Origin of the sequence: Calditerrivibrio sp. (assembly GCF_049968475.1) — a bacterium.
GTDB classification, from domain to species: Bacteria; Chrysiogenota; Deferribacteres; order Deferribacterales; family Calditerrivibrionaceae; genus Calditerrivibrio; species Calditerrivibrio nitroreducens_A.
In genome coordinates, this window is the sequence record NZ_JBMFQS010000001.1 from 313,835 (window position 1) to 325,938 (window position 12,104).

At 34.8% G+C, this 12,104-nt stretch carries 11 protein-coding genes (1 of these 11 cut by a window edge); 10 read left to right on the plus strand and 1 reads right to left on the minus strand.

Annotation, left to right across the window (positions count from 1 at the left end; genetic code table 11):
- On the minus strand, positions 1-1,056 hold the 5' portion of the coding sequence (locus ACP5Q2_RS01610) for an SH3 domain-containing protein (protein WP_428096518.1). Its footprint begins 183 nt before the window's first position; the window shows 1,056 of its 1,239 coding nt (coding positions 1-1,056); its start codon is at positions 1,054-1,056; the stop codon falls past the left edge of the window.
- Between the two features lie 59 nt (positions 1,057-1,115).
- On the opposite strand from ACP5Q2_RS01610, the gene ACP5Q2_RS01615 reads away from it, so the two are divergent.
- The 10 genes from ACP5Q2_RS01615 (at position 1,116) to ACP5Q2_RS01660 (ending at position 11,952) form a co-directional block, all read left to right on the plus strand.
- Positions 1,116-2,186 (plus strand): AI-2E family transporter, encoded by a 1,071-nt coding sequence (locus tag ACP5Q2_RS01615; RefSeq protein WP_424604815.1) that lies wholly within the window; start codon positions 1,116-1,118, stop codon positions 2,184-2,186.
- Positions 2,187-2,205: 19 nt separating this feature from the next.
- A complete protein-coding gene (locus tag ACP5Q2_RS01620; protein ID WP_424604816.1) occupies positions 2,206-3,129 on the plus strand; it encodes a bifunctional riboflavin kinase/FAD synthetase in 924 nt (307 codons plus the stop codon).
- Positions 3,126-4,427 carry a 30S ribosomal protein S12 methylthiotransferase RimO gene (gene rimO / locus ACP5Q2_RS01625; protein WP_428096523.1) on the plus strand — a complete coding sequence of 434 codons (1,302 nt, stop codon included), beginning with the start codon at positions 3,126-3,128 and terminating at the stop codon, positions 4,425-4,427. Before ACP5Q2_RS01620 ends, rimO begins: the two co-directional genes overlap by 4 nt.
- A gap of 17 nt (positions 4,428-4,444) precedes the next feature.
- Positions 4,445-5,209 carry an outer membrane protein assembly factor BamD gene (locus ACP5Q2_RS01630; RefSeq protein ID WP_424604818.1) on the plus strand — a complete coding sequence of 255 codons (765 nt, stop codon included), beginning with the start codon at positions 4,445-4,447 and terminating at the stop codon, positions 5,207-5,209.
- A 14-nt stretch (positions 5,210-5,223) separates the two neighbouring features.
- Entirely contained in the window at positions 5,224-6,489 is a 1,266-nt protein-coding gene (serS, locus tag ACP5Q2_RS01635; protein WP_428096526.1) for a serine--tRNA ligase, read from the plus strand.
- Between the two features lies 1 nt (position 6,490).
- A complete protein-coding gene (gene rsmI / locus ACP5Q2_RS01640; protein WP_428096529.1) occupies positions 6,491-7,162 on the plus strand; it encodes a 16S rRNA (cytidine(1402)-2'-O)-methyltransferase in 672 nt (223 codons plus the stop codon).
- 282 nt (positions 7,163-7,444) lie between these two features.
- Positions 7,445-9,358, plus strand: a complete 1,914-nt coding sequence (locus ACP5Q2_RS01645) for a DUF294 nucleotidyltransferase-like domain-containing protein (protein WP_428096532.1) — start codon at positions 7,445-7,447, stop codon at positions 9,356-9,358.
- Between the two features lie 48 nt (positions 9,359-9,406).
- Entirely contained in the window at positions 9,407-9,667 is a 261-nt protein-coding gene (locus tag ACP5Q2_RS01650) for a DUF4212 domain-containing protein (protein WP_428096535.1), read from the plus strand.
- 14 nt (positions 9,668-9,681) lie between these two features.
- A complete protein-coding gene (locus tag ACP5Q2_RS01655) occupies positions 9,682-11,496 on the plus strand; it encodes a sodium:solute symporter family protein (protein WP_428096537.1) in 1,815 nt (604 codons plus the stop codon).
- A 51-nt stretch (positions 11,497-11,547) separates the two neighbouring features.
- Positions 11,548-11,952, plus strand: a complete 405-nt coding sequence (locus ACP5Q2_RS01660) for a hypothetical protein (RefSeq protein WP_424604823.1) — start codon at positions 11,548-11,550, stop codon at positions 11,950-11,952.
- The last annotated feature ends 152 nt before the right edge of the window (positions 11,953-12,104 follow it).

The following is a 12,104-nucleotide window of genomic DNA, read 5'->3' on the forward strand; positions in this document are numbered from 1 at the left end:
CACTTTGTTGTATGAAATATTACCGAATCTTTCTACTGCATGATATATCAGGTAATCATCTTTATCTTTTCCACCGTAAATAATTATATGTCCCTTCATATGAATAAAAGTGCAAAATGGCTCTGCTTTACCTAATGCAATGAAAAAACTTTTTTTATCACCCCTCCCCCATATAATTTCACCCACCTCTGCCTGTTGTCTGGAATTTCTGGGAAGATCGACGCCAAATATTCTAAAAAGATCCATCACAAGAGATGAACAATCTCTATAACCATTTTTCCCACCCCAATCATAGGGCTGGTTGAGTAAAGATTCTAAAAAATTTTTAGCAATTTCAGAATTATAGACAACAGGAAAAATCGACAAACCATCATCTTTTTTGAGTCTTATACGCTTTGAATCTGGCATTATAATTGTATAGTATTGTTCATCTTCATCTTCAATGGGGATTCTACTACCGGCACCGAAGATAAGATCACCCATCTTCACTCTATCTATTACTATTACGATTTTTTTTGTGTTGAAATATCTCTTAAAGTTGTTGTAAGAAACGTTGTATACATCATTTTTGTTTATCCAGCCTCTTGTAAAAAATGTTTGTATAAAAAACCACTCCCCATCTTTTGAGGTATGTAGGATAATTACAGGCTCAAATGGCTCTATGAGAGAATACTGATTCCGGTCAATTTTATCATCTGGCTTGTATGTGAGGGCCGCATTGGTGGGAAACATTTTAATATTACTTCTTTTTTTTGTAAAACCAAAGTGGTTAACAGATGTTATTGCAGACAGGTTTCTGTTTTGTAATAGATTTTCTATTATGGTACTATTAATAGGTTGATTGTTTATAAATTTTATCCTTTGGTCAAAAGATTCTTTTTCCAGCAATCTCTTTTTAATATCTTTTTCTGTATTAGCTGGAAAATGTTCAAGGTCAGCTGAATATTCAGTGTGAGTATAGATGTAATGATTAAGTGAAGATATATCTATAATTTCTGCATATGAAAGGTTTGCAAAAAAAATTAAGATAAAAAAGTTTTTTAAGTTGATAAACATAGCCCTGTATGTTATATATTTTTGTCTATTAGTCAAGTATAGTTTAAAGGGGTTTTAATATGGAAGTGAGAATAGATTTTAATCTGAAGACAATTGTGACATTATCACTCCTTTTTTTGTTGGTGATTTTTTATATTAAATTGCAATCAGTCATAAATATGTTTGCCATAGCATTTTTAATTTCATATCTCCTTATTCCCCTTGTACATTTTGTGGAGGATAAGCTTAAAATAGGCAGAGTATTTTCGGTTATATTAATTTTTTCTGTATTTTCTGGAATTGTTGTTCTGTTTTTAATTATCGTTATTCCATTATTGTATGCGGAAATATTTAATTTATTTAAGAATCTTCCGTCCTATGCCGCTATTTCTATTGAAAAAATCAACAACATTTTTGAAAAATATAATTACCAGGTAGATTTGACTGCATTAAAACAGTCAATGTTGAGTAAGCTGAATGAGCATGGATCGGAACTTTTTAAAGGATCTCTGAATATTATCACCAGCATAATTACTTCAATATCCACGCTGCTTGGATTTTTTGTCATTCCCATACTAGTGTTTTACTTTTTGAAAGATTTTGAGTTTATATTCAAGAAAGGTGTAAGTTTTATAAAAACAAGGTTAAGAATTGATATAGATTATTACAACTATCAATTTAATTCTATTTTAAAGGGGTATTTTAGAGGGCAGCTGATGGTTTGCTTCATTTTGGGGATTCTTTATGGGGTTGTGGATCTTCTGGTTGGTATAAAAGGTGGATTTGCCATAGGTTTTATATCCGGGCTTTTGAGCTTTATCCCATATTTAGGTTTTATCACTGGATTTGTTTCATCTATCATTATGTCCTATTTACAGTTTGGGGATATTCTTCACCCTTTGCTGGTGGTGGTGGGATTTATGTTGGTGCAATCATTTGAAAGCTACTTTTTAACCCCAAAGCTTGTGGGGGAACATCTGGGTTTACATCCCATTGCGGTTATTTTTGCCCTCTTTGCTGGTGGTTATCTAATGGGTATTGGTGGGATGATCCTATCCATTCCACTTGCTGCATTCATTAAGATTGTTATCAATAAGTTTCTTGATGATGGGACAATTTTTATTGATAAAACAGTTGATAAGTTTCAATAATAATGATAATTTACTCTTTATGATAATTATAAAAGGGATTGAAAATATCGATATAGATTTTGAGACGTCAATTACGTTGGGAAACTTTGATGGTGTCCACATAGGGCATAAAAGAATTATAGAAAAAACTGTTAATATTGCCAGGGAATATGGGATAAAATCAGTTGTTGTTACTTTTGATCCACATCCGATAGCCTTTTTTGGCCAAAGGGTAGATTTATTGACAAATCTTGAAAAGAAAAACCAGATATTAGAAACGATGGGAGTGGATTTTCATATGGTGATGTCATTTAACAAGGAATTGATGATGATGGATCCCGAAGTTTTTATCAGGGAAATTATTGTAAAAAGATTAAAAGCTAAATATGTTGTTGTGGGGTATGATTATAAATTCGGTTCAAGAAGAAAGGGTGATTTTGAGCTTCTTAAGATCTTTTCATCAAGATATGGTTATGAAGCTTATAGATATGATAGAGTAGTTGTCGACAATATGACGGTATCAAGTAGTAATATTAGAAAGCTTTTAAAGGAAGGTAATCTTTCACTTGCCAACAAGATGTTGGATCGTTATTATTCAGTTTTAGGTCAGGTGGTAAAGGGGGATGGGATTGGTCGATTGCTTTCTTATCCCACTGCGAATATTGTTGTTGCAGATTTTTTAATACCAAAGTATGGTGTTTATGCCACTTTGATAGATATTGATGGTAAAATTTACCCCTGTGTTACAAATGTTGGTGTAAGACCAACTATTCCGGGCAAAAATGAACTGAGGATTGAGTCATTCATCTTTGATTTTTATGATGATATTTACAATAAAAATGTGGAGTTGTTTTTTGTGCAGTTTATAAGGGATGAAATGAAATTTGAAAACTTTGATGACTTAAAAAATAGGATCGCTATCGATTGTGAAGTTGCTAAAAATATTCTGGATAATCTGAAATGAGAGTTGCCTTTATTAGCTTGGGTTGCCCAAAAAATCAGACAGACCTAGAATACCTTATAGGTGATCTTGTTGTTGATGGATTTGAAGTGGTCACAGACATTAAGAAAGCCGATGCTATTGTGGTGAATACCTGTGGATTTTTGAAGTCTGCCGTCAGTGAGGCTGTGGAAAATATCCTGGATGTGGCGTACAATAAAAAGAAAAAGGCAAAGTTAATCGTTTCTGGTTGTATGGTGGAAAGGTACAAAGATGAGATAGCTAAGGAACTACCAGAGGTGGATTTCTGGACTGGTGTTGGTACATTAAAAGAGATTGCAGAGTATTTAAAAAAGGGTAAACTTACCAGAAAATTGGAAGAAAAAAGTTTTTACGGAGAAAATAGGATACTCGTAAATCACAGCTATTATGCATATTTGAAAATTGCAGAAGGTTGTAACAATAGATGTTCGTATTGTACAATACCTTTCATAAGGGGTAATTTGATTAGTCGACCGAGGGAAAGTATTATAAAAGAGGCAGAAGATCTTGTGAAAAATGGTGTAAAAGAGCTGATAATTATCTCTCAGGACACTACAAAGTATGGAATTGACAAAGGCAGATCAGAATTGATAGAGCTTTTAAATGATCTTGTGATGGTGGATGGGGAATTTAAGATCAGATTATTGTATTTAAATCCCGATGGTGTCTCAAATGAACTGGTGGATTTTGTGGCAAATCAGGATAAGATGATCAAATATTTTGAAATACCAGTGCAGCATATTGATGATGAGATCCTGAAAAAGATGAATAGAAAGTCTGACAGCAGAAAGATTAAAAGTGTGTTTGAATATATACGCAGCAGGATACCTGAGGCTATTATAAGAACAACATTTATTGTGGGGTTTCCAGGAGAGGATGATGTATCATTCGAAAAAATGGTAGAATTTGTGGAAGAATATAAACCGGATTTTGCTGGCTTTTTTCCATATTCCCGCGAGGAGGGGACTAAGGCTTACAATTTTGAAAGTAGTTGTAAAAGTAGAGAGATTTCTAAGAGGATCTCAAGAATCCAGAAGATACAGAAGATAAATACATTAGAAAGGTTGAAAAGACTAAAGAAAGGTACAATTACCTTATATGTGGAGCAGCCATCAGAAGAAAACCCATTTTTATTGGAAGGTAGAGCGGAATTTCAGGCTCCGGAGATAGATGGTAAGGCTTATATTCTGGGTGGTGTGGCGGATAAGGGGTATGGTCCGTATAAAGCTAAAATAAAAAGGGTGATCTACCCTGATATATATTGTGAGATTTTAGAATGAATTTGAGCGGAGGTATTATGAAGTTTGCCAAAAAAATATTAATATTTTTGATATTCATATTTATAGTGGTGGGGTGTTCTTCCAAAGAGCCACCCAAAAAACCGGCCGAAGAATGGCTAAAGGAAGGAACCCAATACTTTCAGAAAAAGAAATATCAAAAGGCTGCTGAAGCACTTGAAAATGCAATTATCGAGGCTGAATCTCCGGATCTTGCTGCTCAGGCACAGTTGCTTTTAGGGGATTCCTATTTTTTGATGAAAGAGTACGAACAGGCGATACCATCGTATAAGGAATATTTAAATATCTACCCTGATTCGCCAGATGCCAAAAGAGCTATGTACCGTTTGGGACTTTGTTATTATAATCAAGTGGATACGGTGGATAGAGATCTTGAAAATGCTGAGCTTGCACTCAAAACTTTCACCCAGTTGAAAGAAAAATATCCAGACTTTGCAAAAGAGAATAAGGTTGATAAAAAGATAGTAGAATTAAAAAATCTGTTGGCGGAAAAGGAGCTTTACGTTGCGAAATTTTATTTCAGGATAAAAGAACCGGCTTCAGCCATAAAAAGGCTTGAGTATTTAGTAAAAAATTTCAAAGATACAAAGGCTTATCCGGAGGGTTTGATTATGCTGGCGGAGAGTTATGTGGATAAGCCAGACAAAGCTCAGGAAGTGGTAAATCTTTTAACTGAACTTGCCAAAACAAAAGAAGGGATGACTTATTTGGGCAGAATATCGTCTGTGTTGGCAAAGCTTGAAAAGGTAATAAGTAAAAAATAGATGTCGGAGAGGTTATGCTGGATTTAAAATTTGTAGTGAATAATATCGATTATGTGAAACAAAAAACTTTACAAAGAAATTACGAATTCGATTTTGAAAAGATAGTAGCACTGGATTTGAAAAGAAGGGGTCTTATTCAAAAGGTTGAAGAGCTCAAAAAATACAGAAATGAAGTGTCAAAGCAGGTTGGAATATTTAAAAAAGAGGGGAAAGATATAAGTGAGATTTCTTCTAAAATGAGATCAATATCCGATGAGATTGATAAACTAGATAAGGAACTTTTTGAAGTTCAGCAGCAATTGAATGATATAATGCTTATGATTCCAAATATAATTGATGATTCTGTACCAATAGGAAATGATGAGAATGACAATCCTGAAGTAAAAAAATGGGGTGAAACAAGGGTTTTCACTTTTACCCCAAAGCCCCACTGGGAGATTGCTGAAAAGCTTGATATCGTTGACTTTGAAAGAGGGGCAAAGCTTTCCAAGTCGAGGTTTTCGATATATAAAGGCCTGGGGTCAAGGTTGGAAAGAGCATTGATAAACTTTATGCTTGATACCCACATTGCCAAAGGATATACGGAGATTATACCACCACTATTAGTTAATGCTAAGACCATGACCGGGACCGGCCAATTGCCGAAGTTTGAAGAAGAGCTTTTTAAGTGTGAAAGGGATGAATTATATCTCATACCTACGGCGGAGGTGCCTGTAACAAACATCTATGCAGATGAGATAATAGATTACGACAAACTTCCTTTGAATTTTGTTTCTTATACCCCCTGTTTTAGACGGGAAGCCGGCTCATATGGTAAAGATGTTAGGGGATTGATCAGACAACATCAGTTTAATAAAGTGGAATTGGTTAAGATAGTTGAGCCTGAAAGATCTATGGAAGAATTGGAGATTTTGACGGACAACGCTGCAGAAATATTGCGATTATTGGGTTTGCCATACAGAATCATTAAGCTTTGTAGTGGTGATCTTGGATTTTCTTCTTCCATAACTTATGATATCGAGGTCTGGTTGCCGGGGCAAAACTGTTATCGGGAGATATCATCATGTAGTAATTTCAAGGATTTTCAGTCCAGAAGAGCAAAGATAAGGTATAGGGATAAAAATAAAAATGTAGTATTCCCACATACATTAAATGGTTCGGGGCTTGCGGTTGGGAGAACATTTCTGGCAATTTTAGAGAATTATCAGCAGGAGGATGGTTCTGTGGTGGTTCCCGATGTTTTAAAGCCTTACATGGGTGGGATAGATATTATAAAATAGTATGCTTATCGTTGCAGGTATCCCGTTGGATGAGGAGTATCATAATTTACCAGACGATTTAAAAGATATAGCTCGCTCATCTGATTTTGTAATAGGTGAAGAGAAAAAAAATGTGTTAAAGTTCCTTGCAAGATCTGATGCAAGGGGAAAAGAATTTATTTTATTAAATGAACATACAGAAGAACATGATTATTTTGATATAGTTGATAGGGTTAAAAATGCAGGGAAGGTGCTATTTTTTTCAGATGGCGGTACCCCCTGTGTGGCCGATCCTGGGTATAAGTTTATAGATTTATGTCACAATGCAGGTGTGAGTATAGTCCCCTACCCCGGTCCTTCCAGTATAACGGCTGCTCTTTCAATTAGTGGATTTTATGCAGAAAGATTTTATTTTGCAGGTTTTTTACCTAAAGATAGATCATTATATAAAAAATTTGCCGAAAAAATAGAGATAATAGGTGAGACTACTGTTATTTTTGAAAGGCCATACGGGATGAAGAATATTATTGAGTTCGTGAAGTTAATTAAACAGAGAAAAATATGTATAATATTTAACATTGGTAAACCTGATTTTTATTATATCAGGGGTACTATGGAAGATATATCTAATTGTTTGTTGAATAAGAAAAATATTAAATCCCCATTTGTGGCCATAATCGATAGGAAACTTTAGATAATCTCAATTTCAGAAGATTAAATTAAAATCTATAGTATAATTAATTATTAAAAAATCAGTATATTCAAATTTTCAAATAATAAAACTTCGTTTGACTGCATATTATTTAATTGATATGGATCTTAAATAACCACATAATATATTGTTATAAAATTAAAAAAACAATTTTTTTGTATTAAACTATTATAAAAGTCAAATTTTATTTACTAAAAAAGCTTGACAGAGTATGGAAGTTTTGTTATACAATTATAAATAGAATACTGTTTTGGAGTTTAACTTATGATCTTAGTTATGGATCAGCAATCTAATACGGATAGCTTGAAAGATATATTATCAAGATCTGACCTGTTTTCTGTATTGACTCCGGAACAGTTAGATTTTTTAGTGGATAGGTTAGCTCTTAAAAGCTATAAAAAAGGAGAGTTTTTAGTTAGACAAGGGGAGCCTGTTGTCAAAAATATCAAGATTGTTGTGGAGGGTTCTGCAAAGGTTTTTGTTACTACAGATACTGGTGATGAGGTAGTTGTTGATTACAGATGTAAAGGGGATATAATCGGTCTACTTTCCATAGCTACTTTGGGGGATTCTCTTGTAAATGTTATTGTAGTGGATGATATTATCTGTTATGAGCTTAGCAAGGAAGATCTTTACCAGCTTTTTAAGAATAATATAAATTTACTGGATAATTTTTTAAATATATATGTAAAAAAATATTTAACCAAAGTTAGTTCAGAGTTTAAACAAAATTCTCTTTATTATAACAGTATAGAAAGATTCTTCTTTACGTCTTTAGTATCCTATGTAACTAATGTAAATTATCCATATGTGGATATCAATGCTACTGTGGCAGAAGCAGGGAAGCAGATGTCTTTGAAGAACTATAGTGCCTGTGCGGTTATTGGTTATGGTAGGCCTATGGGGATAATCACAGATAAAGATCTGAGGAAAAAAGTTGTGGCAAAATCCCTTGATTATTCAACACCCGTATCTGATATTATGAGTGCCCCTGTTTACACGGTGGAAGATGACGCCACATGTTTTGAAGCTATCGTTAAGATGATTTCGTTGGGGGTAAATCACCTTGTTGTGACAAGCAACGATGCCGTTTTTGGTGTTATAGATAGTGAATCATTGATGAATTTACAAACTTCTTCGCCCCTTTCATTTGCTAAAGAGATTGAAATGCAGAATTCTGTGGATAAGTTGGCGGAGCTTTCCGGAAAAATTATAAGTATATCCTCCACAATGTACAGGGATGGATTAAGGGCAGATAATATTACTAAGATTATATCAGAGTTAAATGATAGAGTTTTAAGAAGGATAATAGATTTGGGTATAGAGAAATATGGTAAACCTCCTGTAAATTTTTGTTGGATTGCTATGGGGAGTGAGGGTAGAAAGGAACAAACTTTTAAAACGGATCAGGATAATGGGATCATTTATGAGGATCTCGATGATAGTAAAGATAAAAAAGAAGTATCCGAGTATTTTAGTCAATTGGCAATATTTGTAAACGATTCCCTTGTGAAATGCGGCTTTCCACCTTGCCCGGGAAATTATATGGCAAAAAATCCAGAATGGTGTCAACCGTTGTCTAAATGGAAAAAATACTTTGATAAGTTTTTTTCAACTCCTACAAATGAGGCTGTATTAAAAGGGCAGATAATTTTCGACTTCAGAGGTGTATACGGTGAAAGGATGCTGGCTTCTGAACTAAGAAGTTATGTAAACTCCATTAAAAACAAATCTCTTTTTATAAATTTTATGGCAAGAGGATTTGTAAATTATGGTTCACCTTTAAATTTCTTTGGTTCATTCATTACCGAAAAGGATGAAAATGAGGATGATCTCTTTGATATAAAGAAGAGGGTGCTGGCACCTCTTGTGGGTATTCTCAGGTTATTTGCCATTGAAGAAGGTTTGAGAAGTGTTTCAACTATGGAACGGGTAAATGACCTGATAAAGATCCGACATAAGGTTGTATTGGAATATCACAGAGAGATAGAGCAAGCTTTCAATTTTTTACTGGATTTGCGGATGAAAAATCAGATTATCCAATATGTTTCGGGTAAAGAGGTGAATAATCTTATAAAGATAACTAACTTGAGCAGTATTGAAAATAGAAACCTAAAGTTGGCTTGTCAGCTTTTGGAAAAGCTTCAGGACACATTAAAAAGAAGGTATGGTTTATAAGGGATTTATGGCTAAAAGCCATAAATAAAAAATAAAAGGGGGTAAAAGATGAGCAACAAAGAAAAGCTCGAGATGTACTGGAAGGAAAACCTGAAAGTAATTTTCATCCTTCTGGTGGTATGGTTTGTGGTGTCTTATCTTTTTGGCATTTTGATGGCGGATGCACTGGACAGCATTAAGATTGCTGGTTTTAAGCTCGGTTTCTGGTTTGCCAACCAGGGGTCTGAGGTAATTTTCGTAATTCTTATCTATATCTATGTTGTTTGGATGAATGCAATAGATAAGAAATACGATGTTCATGAAGAATAATTGGGAGGTGCCTAATGAGTATATTAACCTGGACTTGGATTATAGTTGGTCTTTCTTTTGCGCTGTATATAGGTATTGCTATTTGGTCAAAAGCATCATCAACGGGTGAGTTTTACGTTGCGGAAAAGCAAGTACATCCCATCGCAAACGGTATGGCGACAGCAGCTGACTGGATGTCTGCAGCATCATTTATCTCTATGGCTGGTCTTATCTCCTTTATGGGTAGAGATGGTTCTATGTACCTTATGGGATGGACTGGTGGATACGTTTTGCTTGCCCTATTACTTGCTCCTTATTTGAGGAAATATGGAAAGTATACTGTACCTCAGTTTGTTGGTGATAGATACTACTCCAATACCGCCAGGGTCGTGGCACTTTTAAGTGCTATATTTGTGTCTTTTACTTATGTTGCGGGTCAGATGAGAGGTGTTGGTATCGTTTTTTCAAGATTCCTTGAGGTCAGTATTAATACAGGTGTTATTATAGGTATGTGTATAGTTTTCTTTTATGCGGTTTTAGGTGGTATGAAAGGTATTACATATACTCAGGTTGCTCAGTACTGTGTATTGATAATAGCTTATTTAATTCCGGCTATTTTCATATCAATTATGCTTACGGGTAACCCTATTCCTCAGCTGGGTTATGGTTCCACAGTTTCAGCTGGTGGTGCACAGATATTAGGTCAGGGTCAGGGGATGTATATATTGGATCTCCTTGACAAGATACATACAGATTTAGGATTCAAAGCTTATACTGCCGGACAAAAGCCGTTAATAGACCTTTTCTGCATAACATTTGCTCTTATGGTGGGTACAGCTGGGCTTCCTCATGTTATCATAAGGTTCTTTACAGTGCCAAAAGTTAGAGATGCAAGAAGCTCAGCTGGGTGGGCTCTTCTTTTCATAGCAATTCTTTATACTACAGCTCCAGCAGTGGCAGCATTTGCAAGGACAAACTTCCTCCTAACTATCAACGGTAAAAAGTATGAAGAAGCTCCAAGCTGGTTTAAAAACTGGGAGAAAACAAAATTAGTTGGATTTAAAGATAAGGCAATATACAAAACAGCTGATGGCAAAACTATAGGTGTATTTAAAGGCAAAGATGGTTCTTTAAAATATCTTGAAAAGAAGGAAGAAAAACCATTCAACCCTGAAGGTATGACGCTTGTAAAAGATTTTGATGGTGTTATGACAATTTCTAAAGATCCTCAGGTTAATGAAGTCGACGTTGACAGAGATATAATGGTTCTTGCAAACCCTGAAATTGCCAAGCTTCCTGCATGGGTTGTTGCTCTTGTGGCTGCTGGTGGTCTTGCTGCAGCTCTTTCTACAGCTGCGGGACTACTTCTTGTTATATCTGCGGCTATTTCTCACGACCTGATAAAAGGGGTAATATCTCCAAATATTTCAGAAAAGGGTGAACTTGTCTGGGCAAGGATTGCTGCTGGTTTAGCTGTAATAATTTCTGGTTATTTTGGTATCAATCCTCCGGGATTTGTTGCTCAGGTGGTAGCATTTGCCTTTGGACTTGCGGCTTCTTCCTTCTTTCCATTGATAATACTGGGTATTTTCTGGAAAAGGGCAACTAGAGAGGGTGCTATCGCAGGGATGCTTGTGGGTATAATTTTCACTGCATGGTACATAATCTACTTTAGATTTGTAAATACTGATCCTAAAGGATGGTGGTTTGGTATATCTCCTGAAGGTATTGGTACTATAGGAATGATAATAAACTTTGTTGTTATGTGGGTGGTATCTCTCATGACTCCTCCTCCTCCAAAAGAGATTCAGGATATGGTGGAGAACGTACGTTATCCAAGAGAAGCTTAGTAATTGGGGGGCGATTAAGCCCCCTATTTCAAAAAATTAAAGGGGCGTAAAATGAATAAGGTTATGGCGAATGGATTTTTTGTAGCTAAGAAGATCGATTCTCTGGAGAAAGCCCATAAATTTTCCATCCCTGCTTCAATTTTTACAATTTTTATTGGGGTAATATCTTTTATACATTCAATAGTTTACTTGCCTGAGTTGATGTTTTTGGGTTTTTTAGATTTAATATTATGGGGAGTTTTAGGAATAGGTATATACAAGAATTCGAGATTGGCTGTCATAAATACATTTATAATGTATATTTTAGGTGGTGCTTATTTTAGAATGACTATCATGTGGCAGAGCAATATTCTGGCAATATTTTATGTAATTGCTCTTATGTTTGCCCTCAGAGGTACCTTTGCCTACCAAAAGCTACTGAAACAGCAGAATAAAGCATCAGAGGGTAATAAATAGTTTTACTTGATGACGTAGTTTTTTATTTTTTGTTTATTTAGAAATTTGTCTGATGTAGTTAAATTTTATTATCATTTTTATTTTATTCCGTCAACTTCTTTACAAAATTTACATCTTATTAATAACTTTTACAACATCTTTACTAAAATATC

Excerpts from the sequence above, each read along its gene's own strand:
- rimO (WP_428096523.1), top strand. The coding sequence starts at position 3,126 with ATGAGAGTTGCCTTTATTAGCTTGGGTTGCCCAAAAAATCAGACAGAC.
- ACP5Q2_RS01650 (WP_428096535.1), top strand. The coding sequence starts at position 9,407 with ATGAGCAACAAAGAAAAGCTCGAGATGTACTGGAAGGAAAACCTGAAA.
- ACP5Q2_RS01660 (WP_424604823.1), top strand. The coding sequence starts at position 11,548 with ATGAATAAGGTTATGGCGAATGGATTTTTTGTAGCTAAGAAGATCGAT.
- ACP5Q2_RS01645 (WP_428096532.1), top strand. The coding sequence starts at position 7,445 with ATGATCTTAGTTATGGATCAGCAATCTAATACGGATAGCTTGAAAGAT.
- serS (WP_428096526.1), top strand. The coding sequence starts at position 5,224 with ATGCTGGATTTAAAATTTGTAGTGAATAATATCGATTATGTGAAACAA.
- ACP5Q2_RS01620 (WP_424604816.1), top strand. The coding sequence starts at position 2,206 with ATGATAATTATAAAAGGGATTGAAAATATCGATATAGATTTTGAGACG.
- ACP5Q2_RS01630 (WP_424604818.1), top strand. The coding sequence starts at position 4,445 with ATGAAGTTTGCCAAAAAAATATTAATATTTTTGATATTCATATTTATA.
- ACP5Q2_RS01655 (WP_428096537.1), top strand. The coding sequence starts at position 9,682 with ATGAGTATATTAACCTGGACTTGGATTATAGTTGGTCTTTCTTTTGCG.
- ACP5Q2_RS01615 (WP_424604815.1), top strand. The coding sequence starts at position 1,116 with ATGGAAGTGAGAATAGATTTTAATCTGAAGACAATTGTGACATTATCA.
- rsmI (WP_428096529.1), top strand. The coding sequence starts at position 6,491 with ATGCTTATCGTTGCAGGTATCCCGTTGGATGAGGAGTATCATAATTTA.